Annotated in this window: 16 protein-coding genes and 1 pseudogene; 9 read left to right on the top strand and 8 right to left on the bottom strand. The window is 54.8% G+C overall.

The window, feature by feature from the left end; translation table 11 throughout:
• The first annotated feature begins 125 nt into the window (after positions 1 to 125).
• The 7 genes and pseudogenes from AB4O22_RS15440 (at position 126) to AB4O22_RS15410 (ending at position 6,356) form a co-directional block, all read left to right on the top strand.
• Positions 126 to 305: a rubredoxin gene (locus AB4O22_RS15440; protein ID WP_343226763.1), complete on the top strand. Its 180-nt coding sequence runs from the start codon at positions 126 to 128 to the stop codon at positions 303 to 305.
• An 88-nt stretch (positions 306 to 393) separates the two neighbouring features.
• Positions 394 to 1,866 carry an NAD-dependent succinate-semialdehyde dehydrogenase gene (locus tag AB4O22_RS15435; protein ID WP_460105538.1) on the top strand — a complete coding sequence of 491 codons (1,473 nt, stop codon included), beginning with the start codon at positions 394 to 396 and terminating at the stop codon, positions 1,864 to 1,866.
• A gap of 206 nt (positions 1,867 to 2,072) precedes the next feature.
• Positions 2,073 to 3,233: an MFS transporter gene (locus AB4O22_RS15430; protein ID WP_259194249.1), complete on the top strand. Its 1,161-nt coding sequence runs from the start codon at positions 2,073 to 2,075 to the stop codon at positions 3,231 to 3,233.
• Between the two features lie 461 nt (positions 3,234 to 3,694).
• Entirely contained in the window at positions 3,695 to 4,012 is a 318-nt protein-coding gene (locus AB4O22_RS15425; protein ID WP_060743005.1) for an antibiotic biosynthesis monooxygenase family protein, read from the top strand.
• Positions 4,002 to 4,286 carry a LysR family transcriptional regulator gene (locus AB4O22_RS15420; protein WP_259194248.1) on the top strand — a complete coding sequence of 95 codons (285 nt, stop codon included), beginning with the start codon at positions 4,002 to 4,004 and terminating at the stop codon, positions 4,284 to 4,286. The genes AB4O22_RS15425 and AB4O22_RS15420 overlap by 11 nt, the downstream gene beginning before the upstream one ends.
• A 97-nt stretch (positions 4,287 to 4,383) precedes the next feature.
• Positions 4,384 to 4,829 (top strand): annotated as a pseudogene (locus tag AB4O22_RS15415) ((R)-mandelonitrile lyase).
• 498 nt (positions 4,830 to 5,327) lie between these two features.
• Positions 5,328 to 6,356, top strand: coding sequence for an alpha/beta hydrolase (locus AB4O22_RS15410; RefSeq protein WP_304575826.1), 1,029 nt, complete (start codon positions 5,328 to 5,330; stop codon positions 6,354 to 6,356).
• A 168-nt stretch (positions 6,357 to 6,524) separates the two neighbouring features.
• Here the strand turns inward: AB4O22_RS15410 and AB4O22_RS15405 are convergent, their stop codons facing one another.
• The 6 genes from AB4O22_RS15405 to AB4O22_RS15380 all read right to left on the bottom strand — a co-directional run bounded on the left by AB4O22_RS15405 (position 6,525) and on the right by AB4O22_RS15380 (position 13,660).
• Entirely contained in the window at positions 6,525 to 7,430 is a 906-nt protein-coding gene (locus AB4O22_RS15405; protein WP_095058161.1) for a LysR family transcriptional regulator, read from the bottom strand.
• 116 nt (positions 7,431 to 7,546) lie between these two features.
• Positions 7,547 to 8,458, bottom strand: coding sequence for a LysR family transcriptional regulator (locus AB4O22_RS15400; protein WP_095058162.1), 912 nt, complete (start codon positions 8,456 to 8,458; stop codon positions 7,547 to 7,549).
• Positions 8,459 to 8,527: 69 nt separating this feature from the next.
• Entirely contained in the window at positions 8,528 to 9,136 is a 609-nt protein-coding gene (ttdB, locus tag AB4O22_RS15395; RefSeq protein WP_048392943.1) for a L(+)-tartrate dehydratase subunit beta, read from the bottom strand.
• Complete coding sequence (gene ttdA / locus AB4O22_RS15390) at positions 9,133 to 10,032, bottom strand: L(+)-tartrate dehydratase subunit alpha (RefSeq protein WP_172898744.1); 900 nt, start codon at positions 10,030 to 10,032, stop codon at positions 9,133 to 9,135. The genes ttdB and ttdA overlap by 4 nt, the downstream gene beginning before the upstream one ends.
• 149 nt (positions 10,033 to 10,181) lie before the next feature.
• A complete protein-coding gene (locus AB4O22_RS15385; protein WP_095973882.1) occupies positions 10,182 to 11,513 on the bottom strand; it encodes a carbohydrate porin in 1,332 nt (443 codons plus the stop codon).
• A gap of 1,061 nt (positions 11,514 to 12,574) precedes the next feature.
• Positions 12,575 to 13,660 (bottom strand): AbrB family transcriptional regulator, encoded by a 1,086-nt coding sequence (locus AB4O22_RS15380; RefSeq protein ID WP_095973883.1) that lies wholly within the window; start codon positions 13,658 to 13,660, stop codon positions 12,575 to 12,577.
• Positions 13,661 to 13,790: 130 nt separating this feature from the next.
• Between AB4O22_RS15380 and AB4O22_RS15375 the strand changes: the two genes are divergently transcribed.
• The gene (locus AB4O22_RS15375; protein ID WP_304575827.1) at positions 13,791 to 14,687 is read left to right on the top strand and encodes a LysR family transcriptional regulator; all 897 of its coding nucleotides are present in this window, start codon (positions 13,791 to 13,793) and stop codon (positions 14,685 to 14,687) included.
• Positions 14,688 to 14,725: 38 nt separating this feature from the next.
• Here the strand turns inward: AB4O22_RS15375 and AB4O22_RS15370 are convergent, their stop codons facing one another.
• Positions 14,726 to 15,919, bottom strand: coding sequence for an MFS transporter (locus AB4O22_RS15370; protein ID WP_460105540.1), 1,194 nt, complete (start codon positions 15,917 to 15,919; stop codon positions 14,726 to 14,728).
• 645 nt (positions 15,920 to 16,564) lie between these two features.
• Between AB4O22_RS15370 and AB4O22_RS15365 the strand changes: the two genes are divergently transcribed.
• Complete coding sequence (locus AB4O22_RS15365) at positions 16,565 to 17,620, top strand: tartrate dehydrogenase (RefSeq protein ID WP_048393611.1); 1,056 nt, start codon at positions 16,565 to 16,567, stop codon at positions 17,618 to 17,620.
• 384 nt (positions 17,621 to 18,004) lie between these two features.
• Here AB4O22_RS15365 and AB4O22_RS15360 read toward each other — a convergent pair whose 3' ends face one another.
• On the bottom strand, positions 18,005 to 18,781 hold the full coding sequence (locus AB4O22_RS15360; RefSeq protein ID WP_405123652.1) for a glucose 1-dehydrogenase: 777 nt from the start codon (positions 18,779 to 18,781) through the stop codon (positions 18,005 to 18,007).
• Between the last annotated feature and the right edge of the window lie 34 nt (positions 18,782 to 18,815).

Genomic DNA, 18,815 nt, shown 5'->3' with positions numbered 1-18,815 from the left:
TGAAAGCAACGCCCTGGTTGCTGTCCCCCAAGGGTTACGAAACGCTTCCCATGGTCGGCAAAGGGGCCAACAAGTAGAAACGAAACGGAAGAAAAATCATGAGCAGTGACACGTCCACACAAGCCTTGTCCGAGGGCGAATTCAAAATTTGGCAATGCATTTTATGCGGCTTCATGTATGACGAAGCCGAAGGTATTCCGGAAGAGGGCATACCTGCCGGAACTCGGTGGGAAGATGTTCCCCAGGATTGGATTTGCCCTGAGTGTTCGGCGACGAAGCTGGACTTCGAGATGGTCGAGATTTGATTAATAGCCTTTCCGGCGCAGTGTTTTTTTTGGTGATTGAGGGCGATATCAACCGAGCCCCTTGGCGCCAAATGTAGAGGGAATTCAGATGTCCATTGAAACCAATAATAATGTCATCGCCGATGCTGATCATCCGCGCGTCGGCCTCTTCATCGACGGTGAATGGATTTTCGACCGCCCCTCTTGCTTTGAAGTGTTGGACCCCAGCACCGAAGCATCGCTCACCAGCGTTCCTGGGGCCACGACCGCTGACCTGGAACGCGTGTTGGCCGCCGCTGAGCGGGGGTTCAGAATCTGGCGGGACACACCAGCGGCTGAGCGTAATATCATCATCAGTCGTGCCATCGCAGGCGTGCGTGCACGTTCCGAAGAAATCGCGCAGATCATCACCCGAGAGAACGGCAAATTAATTGCAGATGCGCGTGCGGAGGTGGAGCGTTCGGCGAGCTTCTTCGATTGGGACATGGCACAGGCCCTGCGAGCCTACGGGACCATCGTTCCGGGCGAAGCCCAAATGCAGAAATCGATTCTTCGTCAGCCAATCGGTCCAGTTGCGGCGTTCACGCCATGGAATGTGCCGCTGAGCGCGCCGTCGCGAAAGATCAGCGGTGCACTGTGCGCCGGGTGCTCCATCATTTTGAAAGCCCCAGAAGAAACCCCTGGCGCGGCAGTAGCCATGGTTCAGTGCTTCGAGCGAGCCGGTTTGCCCAAGGGCGTATTGAATCTGGTGTTTGGCAACCCGGCGCTAGTGTCCTCGACCCTGATCGAGTCGCCAGTGACCCGCATGGTGACCCTGACGGGGTCGGTGGCAGTCGGCAAGCATTTGAGCCAGCTGGCGGGTGCGGCCATGAAGCCGGTGCTGATGGAGCTCGGCGGCCATGCCCCGGTCATCGTTTGCGAAGGGGTCAATGCCGCGGAAATCGGCAAGATGGCACTCAAGAGCAAAATTCGGATCAACGCTCAGTGGTGTGCTGCGCCAGGTCGTTTCCTGGTACACGAGAGCATCTACGACGAGTTCGTCGCTGCGTTTGTGGCAACCGCCGATCAGGTACGTGTGGCCAACGGCATGGATACGAAGTCTGACATGGGGCCGGTCACCAGTGTCCGGCGCCTCGCCGCGATGCAGCATTTTGTCGATGACGCATTGGCGCGTGGCGGCAAGGTTGCCGTGGGTGGGCATCGTGTAGGTGAGCGTGGTTATTATTTTGCGCCGACTCTGCTGGTCGACACTCCACTGGATTGCGCCATCATGACCGATGAGCCTTTTGGTCCGGTCGCTGTCGCGGTTCGTTTCTCGACCCTTGATGAGGCCATCGAGATTTCCAACAGTCTATCCGTGGGTTTGGCTGCTTTTGCGTTCACCAATTCACTGGAACAGGCTGAACGATTGAGTCGTGAGCTGGATGTTGGAGTCCTGTCGATTAACCATTTCGGTGCGCCGGATCCTGACACTCCGTTTGGCGGTGTGAAGGACAGTGGTATTGGTAGAGAGGGGGGGCCGTGGAGCCTGGACTCGTACATGGTCAGCAAGACCGTGCTACAGAAAACTGCTCGCGTCTGACTCAGTGCCCCCAGTTTCCGTGACGGGCGTTGGGGGCTTTGGCTTTATTCGATGATCAAGGCCAATCCAGTGACCACTTGGATTCATAGGAGCATTCACTGAGGCAGGCATTTCCTGAAGCTGCTTCCTGCTAACGTCGGAGTTTTTTTGATACGCAAGGCATCAATGCGCCTTCGCAAGAACGCATCCGACTAAGGAGTCTGGCCATGAGTGCCCATAGTGGTCGCCTGCCTATGATTGGGCTACTTGCCCTGTCCACTACAGCGTTTCTCACCATTCTGACCGAGACGATGCCGGCAGCGGTTCTGCCTGCGATGTCGGAGAGCCTTGAACAGCCCCCCGCTGGTATCGGTTTATTGGTTTCCATCTATGCATTGGCCTCCGCTGCAGCCGCAATCCCCATTGTGGCGCTCACTCGAAGTATGCCTCGCAAATCGTTGTACATCATGCTCGTGCTGAGCTTTGCAGTGGCTAACGGTATTACCGCCATCTCGACGTCTTATGCGCTGACGGTCGCGTCACGGGTGGTGGCTGGCCTGGCCGCAGGAGTTGTCTGGCCGGTCATCTGTGGTTATGCCATCCGCTTGGTCGATCGCAAAGACATGGGACGGGCTGTCGCGATTACCCTGGCGGGGAGTACCGTGGCCATGGTCGCCGGTTTGCCCTTGGGTAGCATGCTGGGTTCATTGCTTGGATGGCGTTTCAGCTATGGATTGCTTTCGCTGCTCGCGCTGCTTGTCATCGTTTGGGTTTTGCTGGTCGTGCCGTCCATGCCGGGAGAGGAGCGCAAGGACGGCACTTCGATTCATGACGTCATTCGCACCCCGGGGTTGAGAGTGATCTTGCTGTCGGCTTTTTGCGCGATCCTGGCTCATTACACGCTGTACACCTATATGGCGCCGCTCGCGGAAAAAACCAGGCTATCGGGCGGGACCGCTCAGGGCCTGTTTCTGTTCGGTACGGGCGCCATCCTGGGCGTACTGATCGCCGGACGTTTCGTCGATACGAGGCTGCGGCTTATAGCGACCACCGCGTTGACGTGCACGGCTGTGACGATGCTTGTGCTGATAGCGGCTCCGTATCAAATGATCGCTTCGGCTGCGATATTTGTGTGGGGGGCTTCGTTCGGCGGCATGCCTACTGTTTTCCAATCAGCGACGGGGCGGGTGGCAGAAGATAATGCGGAGCTGGCAACGGCGATATTGACGACCATCTACAACTTGGGGATTTTTGGCGGAGGTGCCGTAGGTGGTTTGTTCCTAAGCTACTTCGGGATAGTAAGTCTCTCGGGGTTTGCGCTGCTCATCGTTAGCGCTTCCCTCGTGGTGGTTATGGGAGGGAGGTGTCACGCCTTTCCACGGCAGTAAATTATTGCGGGATATATCTCCCTGGAAGAGCGCGCGGCGTAGATGCATTCCTCTCGACCGCGTTTCATGGCTGCCAAATGCTCAGTCGGCATTCACCGGATCGCGACCCGACGATGTTCAAGTGATGCCATTCTGTTTATCGCGATAGCTCTTAACTCGTTGTTTTCATAGGTGCCTTCTTGATTCGGCGACATCTGTCTTTGCAGGACGTGCCGCTCATGGCTTAGCTACCGTCGTTCAACGGGACTCGTGGTGGCGCAGTTCAAGCACGAGCACTGTTGAGAAAAGTTCATGAGCGTATCAACAAGGTGCCGTATAGCCAGCGGTCGATGCCGGGGCTAGGTTTGTCTCGCTGCTGCAGCAGAAATGCTTTCGTTGGATGCGAGACTTGAACGCGCGCACCACAGGCATTGCACGCAGTCGTAATTTAATTTTATTACCCAAGCAAAGCAGGGCCGGATATGAATATCGCCGCAGTTAATACCTTGGAGATTCGAGTGATCGAAGAGGTTGACCAACACTTTGAACAGCGTTTAAAGGCGTACGCGGAGACTTTTGAAAAAGTACACGGATGCCTGGGCTATAGCGTGATTCGCAGCTCCCGCGATCCTGGTTTGTGGGTCTTCAGTGGCTACTGGAGCGCGGCATCGATGATGACTGAGCACTTTGAGAGTGAGTCGATGACGGCGTTGGTCAATCATTTGGTAACGTCATGTTCCAACCTGACGTTTGCCAGTTTCACGCCCCAAATCGGAAGGGGACCGCACGATGAAGCTTGATGAAGCGCTATTTACGGCGATCGATCTCAATGCCTTGTTCATTCTCTTGGTGGTCTATCGCGAGCGAGGCGTGACGCGGGCAGCCGAACGACTGAACGTAAAGCAGCCAGCGGTGAGCAATACGCTGGCGAAACTGCGCGTCCACTTTAAAGACCCCTTGTTTATCCGACGTTCGAAGGAGCTGGTGCCCACGGCCAAGGCCAACGAAATCGTGCGGGGGTTGGCGCCGGCATTGATGAGGATCCAGGACGTTATACGCCCCTCTGGAGGATGATCGGCAGTACCGTCCCTTCTTTTTTTGAGTACCCATTTCAAGCAGGAGCTTATCGATGAGAATAACGTTTGCCGTGTCAGTGCTTAGCGCAACCTTAATGATTTCAAGTTCGTTGCACGCTGCCGATGAGCCTGAGAACACGATGCAAATTGCCAGAAACGGGGAGCAACCTTCTGTCCTGGGCTCCTCCAGCAATTTCGTCGGCACCGTCAGGGTTGATCCATTATTTGCAGCGCGACCGCCATCAAGGGTTACGGCAGGTGCTGTAACCTTTCAACCAGGGGCCCGATCAGCTTGGCACACTCATCCTGCGGGCCAGAATCTGATTGTCACGGCCGGCGTTGGATGGATCCAGCAAGAAGGGGGGAGAAAATCGTCATCAGGCCTGGCGATGTGATTTGGACACCTCCGGGTGTAAAGCATTGGCATGGGGCCACGAACTCCACCGGCTTGACGCATTTGGCAATTCAAGAGGTACAGGACGGGAAAAATGTCGAGTGGCTGGAACCGGTTACTGATGAGCAGTACGGGCACTTGCAATGAAGCCCTCCAGGCATCTGCGGTTCCACGCGGTCTAGTTTGAAACTGGGATGGAAAAGTCGACAACTAGGTTTGCATTATTCTGTTACATTGATGCTTGGCGCAGTGGGTCGCCGGTATCTTTTTTGTTATTGATTGAAGGGCAGGTCGATGAGCCTCCCGGACTCCGTGGGCGGTCCCTGAGCTGCCGCTAATAAAATCGTCAGTGCACCAGTCCTCGGTCTCAGGCGATTCGATCTCTATTAATTACTTTTATGCATGGTTCCATTCAATTGGATGTGGTGTTTTTCGGGCAGCGCCTCGAATACATTGACGTCGACGAATTGATCCTTTGTGGGCTTAGACGTAATGCCATGAAGGGAAGTGCCCGGCATAAAAGCCGAATGCCTCGTTCAGCGTAGCTGGCCAACTGGATTGGACTCTACTGGCGTTCATCGAGCCTGGGTCAGGCCGCGGTCGTTCTGGATGTCCACACATCGGTTCTTAATTAGGAACAACACCATGAAGAAATTATTTTTAACGCTGGCCCTGCTGGCGAGTTCGTTTACTGCAATGGCAGCCGATATGTCCAACGGCGCGAACAACTTTTTCAAGAGTGATAAGGTGACTGAGCAGAAGGTATCCTTCAATAATCAGTACCGCATGAAAGTCGTTGGGAATCTGTATGTGCCGAAGAATTTGAATAAGGCCAACAAAAGCCCTGCGATTATCATTGGCCACCCGATGGGTGCGGTCAAAGAGCAAAGCTCAAACCTTTACGCCCAGAAGCTCGCTGAACAAGGCTTTGTAACCCTTGCGATAGACCAATCATTCTGGGGCGAAAGCGAGGGGCAACCCCGTAATGCCGTGGCGCCGGATATTTACTCCGAGGCGTTCAGCGCGGCGGTCGATTATCTGGGCACCCAATCGTTCATTGATCGTAACCGTATCGGTGTACTGGGCATCTGTGGCAGCGGCAGCTTCGTCATCAGTGCAGCAAAAATCGACCCACGGATGAGGGCGATTGCAACCGTCAGCATGTATGACATGGGAGCGGCCAATCGCGATGCCCTCAAGCATTCGCAGACCCTTGAACAGCGCAAGCAGATCATCGCAGAGGCGGCTGAACAGCGTTATGCAGAGTTCACTGGTGGTGAGACCAAGTACACCAGCGGGACGGTACACAAACTGGACGCTAACACCCATCCGATCCAGCGTGAGTTCTACGATTTCTATCGCACCCCACGCGGTGAGTTCACCCCAGCCGGGTCGTCGCCTGACGTGACGACGCATCCAACGCTGACCAGCAACGTGAAGTTCATGAACTTCTATCCGTTCAACGATATTGCGTCGATTTCGCCTCGTCCTATGCTGTTCATCGCAGGTTCTGAAGCACACTCGCTGGAATTCAGCCAAGAGGCTTTCAAGCTGGCGGGTGAGCCTAAGGAATTGGTCATCGTGCCAGGCGCAGGCCACGTGGACTTGTATGATCGGGTGAATCTCATTCCGTTCGACAAGCTGACTTCTTTCTTCCGGACCAACCTGAAGTAACCCATCTTTGAAGCCGCAACTGCCCGGTTTGTACAGGATGTTGTGGCTTCAAGTCTGAACGTAGGTCGTAGTGCGCATCGCTTGACTTGCCCTTGGTGGAACGTTCATCCCTTGAGTCTTCATGGCTCTTTCAGGCCCTGCACGCTGTGCAGGGCCTTTTTTTATCCGTCATGACTCGTGTCGCAAGGCGGCGATCAATAAGGTCATAGCCCCTGAGGGTTGCCTACGGCTTGGGTAATAGAGATGAAGTCCTGTCCACAGGGGGCACCAGTCCTTCAGTACCGGAATCAGGTGGCCGGCCTTGACGTAGGGCTCGGCGATGTCTTCAGGTACATAGGCGATACCCAAACCGGCAATGGCTGCGTCAAGGCAATCATAAATGCTGTTGTAAATCAGCTGACCGTCAACCCGAATGTTAAGCTGTCGACCATCCTCCCCGAACTCCCAAGGCCACAATCCACCATGGGTGGGAAGACGCAGATTGATGCAATTGTGCTGCATCAGGTCTTCGGGTGTCTCTGGTTTTGGTCGACTGGCGAAGTAGCGCCTGGTCGCTACTGCGGTAAATCGCATGTCGGGACCGATGCGTACGGCGATCATGTCTTGGGCCACCGCTTCACCCAATCGAACGCCGGCATCGAAACGATCCGCAGCGATGTCGATGAGTCCATTGTCTGCGAACAGCTCGACTTTTATCCCAGGGTATTTCGGTAGGAATTTCTTTAGCTTTGGCGAGATGATCGATCGGATGGCGTGATCCGATGCGGTGATGCGTACGGTCCCGGTTGGGCTCTCGCCCAGTTCTGACAATGCCAGTAATTCAGCGTCTATCTCTTCGAAACGGGGACCGACCGTTGCCAGTAGCCTTTCACCGGCTTCCGTTGGCGAGACTGAGCGGGAGTTGCGCGCAAGCAAGCGCGTGCCCAGATTTCGCTCCAGTGAGCTGACGGCATGGCTGACCGCCGATTGAGACAGGCCAAGATGCGCCGCTGCTCGAGTAAAACTCTTTTCGCGGGCGACGGCAATAAAGGCCATCAATCCACCAAAGGATTGCTTAAGGATGTCGTCTTGCATGGCTTGAATGATCTTCGTGAGTGCGCATGAACAATAACATTCTGGTGCATTGTTCGCAGAGCTTACAGCGCGCAGGCCTTGCTATGCGCTGAGATGGTCGTGGCGAGGCGGCAGGGCTATTCCCGATCGTCGATGTGGTCGATCTGTTTGAAGCGTTCAATCAAGAAGTCGATCAGGTGCCGGACTCGTGCCGAGAGTTGCAGTTGCTGTGGATAGACTGCATAGACGTCCGCGTGGGTGGGCATATGGTTTTCCAGTACGAGGCGCAGTCGTCCGCTACGCACATAACGAGCTATATCCCATTCCGCTCTGAGCAATAACCCATAACCTTCCAGGGCCCAGTTCAAGGCAACCTCGCCGTCATTGCAGCACAGGGCGCCGTGTACCTTTATATTTTCCGTGCGTTCGCCGTTAGCGAATTTCCATACGCCGTAGGGCGATTCATTCTGACGAATAAAGATGCAGTTGTGGTGTTGCAGGTCCGTCAGTTTTTGCGGCGTTCCGTACTTTTCGAGATAGATAGGGGAGGCGCAAAGCAGGCGGCGGTTGGAGGCGATTTTACGCGCGTGGAAGGCAGCGTCTGGCAACGTACCGAAGCGAATGCCCAAATCGAAGCCGTGGGTAGCTAGGTCCAAAGGATGGTCGCTGATCTCTAGCTGAATCTCCACTTCCGGGTACAGGGCGTAGAAGGCGGCCAAGGCGGGTCCGATGTGGCGACGGCCGAAACCGAGCGATGCATTCACCCGTATCAGGCCCTTGGGCGTAGCGCGACGGCTGCTGACGAGCTGTTCTACCTCGTCGATCTGGGTCAGGATGCGGGCGATGTGGGTGTAATACAGTTCACCTTCTGCGGTAAGGCTCATCGAGCGGGTAGTTCGATTAACCAGCCTCACCCCTAACCTTTTCTCCAGCGCGGAAAGTCTTTTACTAATTGCGGGAGGGGTAACGCCAAGCTCTCTGGCGGTTGCGACAAGGCTGCCTTGTTTGGCTAGCAAGTGAAAAAAAGCCAAGTCTTGAGCATTGTTCATGCTTGATTCCAAAGTGTTTTCTGATAAAGAACGGCCGCCACGTTGCCAGGTCGCGGCCGATCTACCAGGTCACTTGATGAAGCGAACCTGAGCGTTGATTTTATCGATGATTGCACCTTTGCGTTCGTTAAATCGCGCTTTGTTTTGTTCGAAAAGGTTATTGCCTTTGGTGTCGATGGAGATGATCAGCGGACCGAACTCCCGGACCCGGTTAACCCAAAGGGTTTCCGGCATTCCAAGATCCTGCCATTCAGCGCGTTCGATCTCCTCCACCTTGGTGGCCGCAAGGACCGCACAACCGCCAGGGAATACGGCATGTACGGCCTTGTTCTCCAGGCAGCCTGCGGTGGTTTCGGGCCCCATGCCACCTTTGCCAATAATCATCTTGACGCCGGTTTCCTCGATGAACTGCTTTTCGAATTTCTCCATTCGCATGCTGGTAGTTGGGCCAATGGACACCATCTCAAAGCTGCCATCATCTTTTTTACGCACAATGGGGCCCGCATGGAAGATTGCCCCGCCGCGCAAATCTACCGGTAGTTCACGTTTGAGCTCGATGAGGCGTCGGTGAGCCACGTCGCGGCAGGTGACCAATTGCCCAGTCAGGTAAACCACGTCGCCGACATTGAGCTCTGCGAGATCTTCGTCCTTGATAGGTGTGTTGAGGACTTTAATCACAGGACTACTCCTTCATGGGAGAGGATGTCGTAGGACAGGTCGGCATTGATGCGGATTTTGCCGCGGCGATGTGCCCAGCAACCGGTGGAGACGGCAACGCCGATGGTCGATGGATGGCGCGCTGAAGACTCGATGTTCACACCCATCACACTGCTGTTGCCGGTCAGGCCCTGTGGGCCGATGCCGACCTCATTGAGGCCTTCCTCAAGAAGCCGTTCCATCAAGGCTGCATTTTCGTTGGGATGGCTGGAGTCGACTGGTCGCAGGATGGCCCGCTTGGATAAACGGGCGGCTGTCTCTACGGAGGTGGACACGCCGACGCCCACCAGCAACGGCGGACAAGCGTTCACGCCGCGGGAGGTAATGACGTCGAAAACAAATTCCGTTACGCCCTCGTAGCCTTGACCAGGCATCAAAACCTTAGCGGAGCCCGGTAGTGTGCAACCGCCGCCAGCCATGTAAACATCGATCATTGCGTAATCGGCGTCCGGGATAATCTCCCAGTCAAGCCACGGAATTTTGGAGCCCGTGTTGGTCCCTGTGTTCTTTTCGACGAAGGTCTCTACGGCGTTATGACGTAGCGGGCCTTTGATGGTTGCTTCCAGAGTTGCATTTTCCAGAATGTTTTCAAGTTCCCCCAATAGCGGGAACTTAGCACCTGCTGCGATGAAGTACTGAATCACGCCGGTGTCCTGGCAGCTCGGTCTGTCGAGCTTGTCAGCATAGTCCTGGTTTTCCGCCATGGAGTCGTAGACGGCGATGGCCAGCGGATTGGTTTCCGCTGCGCGCAGTTGGGCGGTCTTCTTTTTTACGTCGGTCGGCAAGCGCTTACCAATATAGGCAGTAAACTTGGCCATGACGTCAGTCAACGATTCAACGGCTGCTTCTTTATCCACTTCTATTTTCCTCATCGCATCACTAGGCTTATTGGTTTGTATGGCTGGTGGGCCTGTTGAAGAATTTCTAATTATCGTCGGCTGCCTAATCGAGAGTTAAACCAGCGCGTTGTGCTGGTTTAACTCTTTCATCTGGGTTCAGATTTGGATTACAAGCTGGTCTCAAACTTCAAACCTGCGACCCACGCGTCCTTGACTTCACTGACACCGCCGGGGTTACCAACAAACTGGATGTTGGGGCGCACGGTCAGCCATTTGGTGACGCCGAACCCGTAGTAGATTTCCATGTTGGTTTCCGAACCTTGCGTCGGCGTGTAGCGAGGATCGTCATAGTCGCTGACGCCCGCCAGGTCGTTCATTTGTTGCTGGTTATCCTTGTAACGTTCATTTACATGGATATTGGAGATGGCGACGCCGATCTCGTCATTTGGACGGGATTTGAACGGCGCGGTATAGAAGACGCCTGCTTGCACAGAGCGATCAATCATACTGGCGGCTTTGTCATGCACTGTGGCATAGGCAAACACCGACACCCCGCGAGCGGCGAAGTCTGGGTCTTTCCAGACTTGCTGTTGCGCAGCAATCCATGCGCCGTGTTTGCTATCGCGGGATTTGGGCGCGCCATTTTCTTCAGTGTTGACGTCGTTTGCGTTACGGCTGCTGTAATAGGCCCCCACGCGGTATTCCCCTGGCAGCCGCCCGGCCCCCAGCGACGTGGTATGGACCAGCTCGATGGGTATCAGGGCTCCTTCGTTGCCGCTACTGTTGAGTTTGAAACCGTTGCCTATTTCCAGATAGGACGGGTTTTGCTCGTATGCACCAATTTGCGCATAAGTGTTATCGCTCAATGCAACCTTGACCCGGCCCGCCCATTGAGTGATTGGCCAGTTGTAAATGATATCGCCGGCCCAGTTACCCGGCTGCGCGCCGCAGAACGCCAAGTTCTGGAACTTGCAGGGAAAGCTGCCGAAGTCCTCGCCAAAGTTCATGCGGCCCAGTTTGATATCCAGCCCGCCGTCAAAGAATTTCTGACGATACCAGAGTTGCGTGAGGCGCCAGGTCTGGCCGCGTCCGTATACCTCTTGAACCTGACTGATGCCGCCTACCCGAGGATCGGTGATGACATCATTGGTGAGATTGCGCCCGTTACGATCCGATATCGTGAATTGAAAATCAGCGCCTTCCCAACCGAGTATTTTCTCAAGGTCAAAATTGCTCATCAGTGCAAGTTGGTCGGTATACCGCGCCGTGGTGTGCGAGTCGTAGCCACCGGCCAGATTCGTCGCGGCGTCGCCCGTGTAGAGCACGTTAAAGGTATAACCCTTTTCCAGTAATTCTGAGCGTAGGCCGCCCCAGTCTCCCAACATCCAGGGGGACTCGGGATTGAAGGCTTCTTGCGCCTGACTGCTGGTCGCTCCGCAAAGCAGCAGCAGTGCCATTGATATCTTGTTCCGGGTAATGCGGTTCGAGTGGGTAATCATCTTGATCTCTGCTTTTGTTTTTGTTGGTCAGATAATTGAGCGCACCCCGCTGTCGACCGAATACTGAGTATCGGCCTAAGGGTGTTGTGCAATGGCATTGAGTGGTACGACGCGTCTAGTGTTTTTCGGCGATAGCGACCTCTAGGGTTATTAATTGGATATTTGGGGGGCGAAACGCTTAGCTAAGCGGGCTTGGGAAGACAGGCAGAAGATTTTAGAAGTGGCTCTGATGGGGCTGGGCGCAACAGCTCATAGGGGGCAAGAGAACGTGTGCTCATATTTACCTTGGCCATGGAGCGACTCTCCGATTCTGATTGTTATGGAGAAGATTCATTCGTGACTTCGTTATAAATACCTATGAACTTTCACGCTGTGCTGGCTAGCGTTATCGAAAATTCTCAGGTCGGCGTCCTACAGCCGAGTTCTGCCGGATTCGCGCTCATGGGCCCTTGATGGTCGGTCAAGAACGGAATTGATCAGTCAGCATTGGGCATGCGCCCAAGCAGCAATGCTTGCTTTGCTCGACATCAGGCTGTCACCTGCCATTCGCTTGCGTCGTTGTGGCAAATATGCACATGGTGGGATTTTTAGTCAACAGGCTGTTTTTTGTCTGGTTTCCGTTTTTAGCGAAGAGTCTGATGTTTTTACTGACCATATAGACAAATAAATCTCTTAAATTATTGAATTAGTTATATATTTTATAATATGTAAAATATCTGGCTGATGCCTAAAAGCTAATGCTTGTGCATTTATTTTTTTGAAAAAATCTTATTGTGGGATTTATTTGATGAAATTGAAGTATGAATTCATGAGCTGGACCACAGTGAGCTCGTCGTGGCGCGTCTAACCCAAGGCGCTCATTCGTTGGAGATGCGTTGTCAGCGCAGAGCGCAGCCTGGCATGCAGTGGCTGACACCTGGCCGAAACGGATTTTTCAATGATGCGCAAGAGTGCTAGATGTGCGGCAGCCATACGCTGCCGCCTCTTGGAGAAGGGAAGGGGAGGAGCAGAGCCGCGGACGCTGGCTTCTGCGCTGGAGATCGTTGCGGTGAGGCTCAAGCCTATAACGTTATCCGACGGTAACTGCCCAAGCGAATAATCAGTCGCGCCACAAAAGCTCCCGTCAGGATGACCGCAAACAGTCGTAGGGTCTGCATGGCCAATACCAGTCCTACATCGGAGTGCGTGTCCACCGCGATGATTGCCATCGTATCGAGCCCTCCTGGGCTCGTGGCCAGGTAAATCGAGAGGAAGTCCTTGTTCAACACTGCTGCCAACAGCCATGCGGACAATGCGCACAAAGCGATCATCAGGAGCGCTCCCAGTATCATTGCCGGCAATCGCCGCCAGACGTATTTGACGGTCATTCGATCAAAGCGCAAGCCAACGTAGCAACCAATAGCGCCGTAGGCGATAGCGAGTAACCAACTGGGCAGGGTGATATGCAACAGGCCACTGATCTGTAACGCTCCGCCCAACATTAGCGGCATCAGCAGCGCACCGGCCGGCAATCGATTTCCCAACGCCACACCGATTAGTAGAGTGACGATTGTGAGGCCCAGATGCAGCAGGCCGAAGCTTTGCAACGCGACGTCTGCAGCATGCACCTCGCTTCCTCCGACCGGTGCTTCCAGCAAGTTGCTCACCAACGCACCGATCATTACCACGCACACCACGCGCACATATTGCATAGTGGCGACTACTCGGGAATCGGCACCGTATTCGTCAGCCATCAAGACTATGGCAGAAGCTGCGCCTGGCGATGTACCCCAAGCTGCGGTACTGGCCGGGATGCCCATCCACACCAACGCAAGCCCCACCAGCGCGCTAAGGCTGACCGTCACCACGGTCGCAAACAGCATCATTGGCCAGGACTGTGCTATCGAAACGAGTACGGCGAGTGTCATCGAATGAGCGACAAGAATGCCGATGCAGCCCTGGCCAAGCTTGAAGGCGTAGCGGTGCAGTCGAATGCTCGCACCGCATACGCCGAACATGATGGCAACCAGCATAGGCCCCAGGAATTGGCCTGCGGGCACCTCTAGAAACCTCAGCAACTGACCGCCCGCTCCAGCCAACAGTGCAAGCGCCAACCATTGAAGCGGCGCGGGGTAGATATGCAGGGAAAATCTGGCAGAAGAAGACAAGAGTCGTACTCCAAAACGCTGGTCGCCGCGGGGGCGTGGCATCGCTATCGATGTGCTGATAATTATTGATACCTGGTTTGATAAAGTCTATTTTCTAATATCGATTGATTGATAACTTTGGTTGATGGATATGGATCTGCGTGATCTTGCCTATTTTGAAATCATCGCCGAGTTGGGGCACCTGGGCCGGGCTGCGCAAAAGCTCAACCGCAGTCAGCCTGCGCTGTCTAAAAGCATCCAGCGGCTTGAGGAGTCTCTAGGGACCCGGCTGTTCGAGCGCGATGGGCGGCGGATTAAGCTCACCCCAGTGGGAGAGTTGCTAAAAGTGCGTGGCAAACAGCTGCAGCAGAGCGTTGCCGAAACCCAGCGAGAAATACGTGATTTTGCAAACGGTGTGATGGGAAACATTCGCTTGGGCTGCGCTGCCTCCATGGCTGATCACCTGCTCCCACACCTGACCGCGACACTGCTTTCGCGTGCGCCGCAGATCACCTTGAACTTGGTGATCGGCCAAGACGATTTACTGCGCGAATCACTGTTCTCCGGGAGGCTGGATATGGTGATTTGCCCACAATACGAAGCGGATCCGCTATTGCAGTTTCATGCCTTGTTTGACGACGAGGCGGTGGTGGTCGCCAGCCGTCATCATCCATTATTCAGCGCCGGCTATGAGTTACGCGATTTGTGTCAGTACCAATGGGTGTTGCCGGCCTCCACTGTGCCGGCGCGGCGCTGGATAGACAATGCGTTCCAGTCCAGGGATCTGCCTTTACCTCAGGTACAGATCGAAACCACCTCAATCTCTTTGTTACCACGCCTGATTGGCGAAACCAACCTGCTGAGCTTTCTAGCCAGGGAGACCCTCGAAGACGTCAAGGGGGTCACGCACCTTCGTGAGGTGAGACTGAAGGAAACCACGATGAAACGTACTATCGTCGTGTTCGTCCGCGCGGGCGCCTATTTATCGCCGGCCGCACAAATGTTGCTGAGCGTCCTTAAAGACGATGGAACCATTTTATTGGGCTAGCGGATGCTCTTGGCAGCCGCTTGCATCGATCGGGCCTATCAAGCCGGCGAGGACTGGGTGAGCCGCTCACCGTTTCCAACCACCAGTGCTGCCAGGATGAGCAGTGCGCTGCCGCCGATTAGAGGGGCAGCCACCGACACATGATCCAATAGGCTCCCGCCGAACGCGCCGCCGATCATGATCGCCATCTGAATAGCTGCAACCATCAACCCACCGCCGGTTTCTGGCTCATCGCTCACTTCTTTGGCCAGCCAGGTCGACCAGCATACCGGGATGGCTGAGTACAGCATCCCCCAGCCAAACATCATGATGGCGGCGGCAGCGAAGATGTATCCGAGCTCGGCCAAAGCTACCGTCATGACAGCCAGGGCCACTGGCAACCAGCGCAACAGTTGAAAGAGAAACTGTTTTTCCAGCAGCCGACTGACGAGGTATGTACCTCCGAAACCGGCGATACCCAGGCTTAAGAGCAAAACCGACAGTTGGGTCGAGTCAACGCCAGTGACTTGTTCCAGAAATGGGCGCAAGTAGGTGAAGGCGGTAAACGTACCACCGAAAGTCAGCATGGCGGCCAGCAGACCGAACATTACATTTCTGCGTTTCAGTACGCCGAACAGCCTGGAAAGGGGAATGGTTTTTTCTGGCTGCATCTTGGGCAAGCTTTTGTATTGCCAGCTCACGTTAATGATGACAATCGGCACCAGCGCAGCGAACACGAAGCGCCATCCCAAATGGCCTCCCACGTAAGCCCCAATCGGCGCGGCAAATGCAGCGGCCACCGAATGCCCCATGTAAATCATGCCTAAGGCTTTAGGCACCGAATCCTCGGGGACTATTCGCAGGACAGTGGCAGTGGATAAAGCCCAGAAGCCGCCGATGGCGACCCCCAAGAAGGCTCGGGCAATCATCAACCAAGTGAAGCCAGGCGCCAGAGCGATGACTACCAGCGAAACAAGCATCAGCACGGTCATTGAAATCAGGACATGACGTCTATCGAAGCGTCCGGCGATAGAGGCGATGCAGAGGCTTGCCACCACCGCAAAGAAACCGGAAATGGAAATCGCCTGTCCAGCCATCCCTTGAGAAGTATGAAGGTCGTTGGCGATTGGAGTCAGCAGACTCACGGGCATGAACTCTGCCGCGATCAACAGAGCGACGCAGAGTGTCAAAGACCCCACGGCGCTCCAGATCCGGCTATCGGCCTGGGCCGAAGTAAAAGTTGAGGTAGTCATCGTTGTTCCCATGAAATAGCCAATACACAACGCCCCCAAACGTTTGGGGCACTGCGCAAATGGACGAATGAATGCAAGGAAATTGAGAACGCCAGGGATTGACCCGGCGGGCGATGGGTCACTGCCTCATCGCGAATTGTTTGAGGTGGAATGATAGGGTGCTAAGGATGATCTGTAATGATCTGAAATCCGAAAGCACCTATGAATGCTGGCGAATAATTCAGCTGCGTAAAGGACGCATATTCAGCAATCAGTTCGGCTTCGATTTCCCTCTGTCGGGGTTCTACAGATTGAAGCAGACGTTCCCAGTCTCTGTGATGGAAACACTGCGGTTCGTTCGTGTGAGAAGGCGAACGCTAACCCAGGCTTCCTTCTCTGGATGCTACGACTGAGCGCCGACTGAGTTATTCCTGTGATTATCGCGTTGGGCATTTCGGGAGGTTGTTCAAGACACTTCCAGGATTGGGAGCATCACTTGCACCTACCGGAACCCAGTTAAGATTCTGATTCGTAACTCAAGGTTATGTATGTAGTGATTTTGAGTCGACTCTGCTTCTTTTTGCGCTCCATATAATTGGCTCACGACCCCGCCTGGCCAGTCCGGTATGGCGGGTTGCAAGAGCCAAAACAAGAGCGGAGATGAAAATGAGCGCGTACAAAATTGCTGCAGTTCCCGGTGATGGCATTGGTGTTGAAGTCATTGCAGCGGGCGTCGAGGTGCTCGAGGCACTGTCAAAAAAATCCGGTTTCGATTTGCAGTTCAAACACTTCGATTGGAATTCGGACAATTACCTGAAAAACGGTTACTACATCCCTGAGAACGGCCTTGAGGAACTGAAAACATTCGACGCCATCTTCTTTGGCGCTGTCGGTGCGCTTAATGTGCCTGACCACATTTCTCTCTGGGGCCTGCGCCTGCCGATTTGCCAGGGCTTTGACCAATACGCCAATGTGCGTCCAGCCCGTGTGTTGCCAGGGGTAAAAAGCCCGCTGATCAACGGCGACCAAATTGATTGGGTGGTGGTCCGGGAAAATTCCGAAGGCGAGTACTCCGGCAATGGCGGTCGTGTCCACCGTGGTCTGCCAGAAGAAGTGGCGACTGAAGTGTCTGTCTTCACGCGGGCCGGTGTTGAGCGTATCCATCGCTTTGCTTTTCAGTTGGCCCAGAGCCGTCCACGCAAGCACCTGACGATGGTCACCAAGTCGAATGCCCAACGCCACGGTATGGTGTTGTGGGACGAGATTTTTTACGAAGTGGCCAAGGATTTTCCGGACGTAAAAATCGACAAAGAGTTGGTCGATGCGGTGACGACTCGCATGGTTCTCAAACCTTCGACCTTGGACGTCATCGTGGCGACCAATCTGCACGCCGACATCCTGTCCGATCTGGCTGCGGCGTTGTCCGGTAGCCTGGGCATCGCTCCGACGGCTAACCTTAATCCTTCACGCAAGTTTCCATCGATGTTCGAGCCGATCCATGGCTCTGCCTTCGACATCACTGGCAAAGGCGTGGCCAACCCGATTGCAACGTTCTGGACGGCAGCGATGATGCTCGAACATCTGGGTGAAGTGGACGCCGCAAACCGCTTGATGTCGGCCATCGAAGCGGTGACTGAAAGCGGCCTGCATACACCTGATCTCGGTGGTAAAGCCACTACTCGGCAGATCACCGACGCGGTACTTGAACTGATCAATCGCTGATTTCACTACTGGTAAAACTGCAGCCGGAAGCCAAGGGCGGATCATCGATCCGCCCTTGGCTTATCCGCAGTTTGATTTATATGCTCCTCGCTCAAGTCTCCACTCGCGTCCCTCTTCAGACAAAACGCAAATGCGAAGTCAGCCCGTGGCATCGACGAGTTCTATATCGGCAAAAACCGCTGGGACGCGTTGATAAGCTCAGAGATATATGCGGCGGTTTCGGTTTCGGTTTCGGTTTCGGTTTCGGACGAAACGGGGCGGGGACCAGGATCGGTTCGGGGCGGGCGCCATTTGGGTTCTGGCGAACGTGACGATGGGCCATGAATGGCGTCGCTGCCGAGCATGAGGCCCGGCAGCGAAATCTCAACGGGACGGTGTGTGGGCTCAGATTCCCGCAGTCTGACCACCGTCAATGACCATGGCATGGCCGGTGACGAAACCTGCCTGTTCGGAGCAGAGCCACAAGACGGTATTGGCAATTTCCTCGGGCCGACCCATGCGACCAATCGGTTCCTGTGCAATCACGCGAGCGCGGCCTTGTTCGGTATCACCGGTGAAGCGAGAAATCATGTCGGTATCGATAATTCCAGGGCACAGGGCATTCACTCGAATACCTTGGGAGGCATGTTCCAGAGCTGCGCATTTACTGATGGCGGTGACGCCATACTTTGAAGCGCAGTAAGCCGATTGCCCTTGGATCGCCAATACTCCGGCCCCAGAGGAGGTGTTAACGATCGCACCGCCTCCATTCGTCAGCATGATGTCAATCTGGTGCTTCATGCACAGATAGACGCTCTTCAGGTTGACCGCGAGCACGCGGTCCCAGAGGTCTTCGTCGATATCTTTGAGCTTGTTCACGGGCTGCTCGATGCCGGCGTTATTGAAAGCGCAGTCGAGCCCTCCAAAAGTCGCAACGGTTTTATCCAGAGCCGCTTTGATACCCTTGCTGCTCGTCACATCGCAGGGGATGGTGAGGACCCGACCACCAAACGCTTCGATGAGTGCGGCGGTTTCTTGTAGACCTTTTTCTGAAATGTCTACAGCCGTAACGCTGGCACCGGCTTTGGCGAATGCGATGGCCGTGGCGCGGCCGATGCCGCTACCGGCGCCGGTAACAAATGCAACTTTGCCGGTATAGGTCCCTGCGGTAGATGGGGTCATGGTGCTGTCCTCTTGATTTGTTTTTACTGAAGGG

The sequence above is a fragment of the Pseudomonas sp. S3_B11 genome (assembly GCF_054667715.1).
The sequence above is the reverse complement of the archived record's forward strand: the minus strand, read 5'-3'. Positions and strand labels throughout refer to the sequence as shown.

Excerpts from the sequence above, each read along its gene's own strand:
- AB4O22_RS15435 (WP_460105538.1), top strand. The coding sequence starts at position 394 with ATGTCCATTGAAACCAATAATAATGTCATCGCCGATGCTGATCATCCG.
- AB4O22_RS15430 (WP_259194249.1), top strand. The coding sequence starts at position 2,073 with ATGAGTGCCCATAGTGGTCGCCTGCCTATGATTGGGCTACTTGCCCTG.
- AB4O22_RS15425 (WP_060743005.1), top strand. The coding sequence starts at position 3,695 with ATGAATATCGCCGCAGTTAATACCTTGGAGATTCGAGTGATCGAAGAG.
- AB4O22_RS15420 (WP_259194248.1), top strand. The coding sequence starts at position 4,002 with ATGAAGCTTGATGAAGCGCTATTTACGGCGATCGATCTCAATGCCTTG.
- AB4O22_RS15410 (WP_304575826.1), top strand. The coding sequence starts at position 5,328 with ATGAAGAAATTATTTTTAACGCTGGCCCTGCTGGCGAGTTCGTTTACT.
- AB4O22_RS15405 (WP_095058161.1), bottom strand. The coding sequence starts at position 7,430 with ATGCAAGACGACATCCTTAAGCAATCCTTTGGTGGATTGATGGCCTTT.
- AB4O22_RS15400 (WP_095058162.1), bottom strand. The coding sequence starts at position 8,458 with ATGAACAATGCTCAAGACTTGGCTTTTTTTCACTTGCTAGCCAAACAA.
- AB4O22_RS15385 (WP_095973882.1), bottom strand. The coding sequence starts at position 11,513 with ATGATTACCCACTCGAACCGCATTACCCGGAACAAGATATCAATGGCA.
- AB4O22_RS15375 (WP_304575827.1), top strand. The coding sequence starts at position 13,791 with ATGGATCTGCGTGATCTTGCCTATTTTGAAATCATCGCCGAGTTGGGG.
- AB4O22_RS15370 (WP_460105540.1), bottom strand. The coding sequence starts at position 15,919 with ATGACTACCTCAACTTTTACTTCGGCCCAGGCCGATAGCCGGATCTGG.
- AB4O22_RS15365 (WP_048393611.1), top strand. The coding sequence starts at position 16,565 with ATGAGCGCGTACAAAATTGCTGCAGTTCCCGGTGATGGCATTGGTGTT.
- AB4O22_RS15360 (WP_405123652.1), bottom strand. The coding sequence starts at position 18,781 with ATGACCCCATCTACCGCAGGGACCTATACCGGCAAAGTTGCATTTGTT.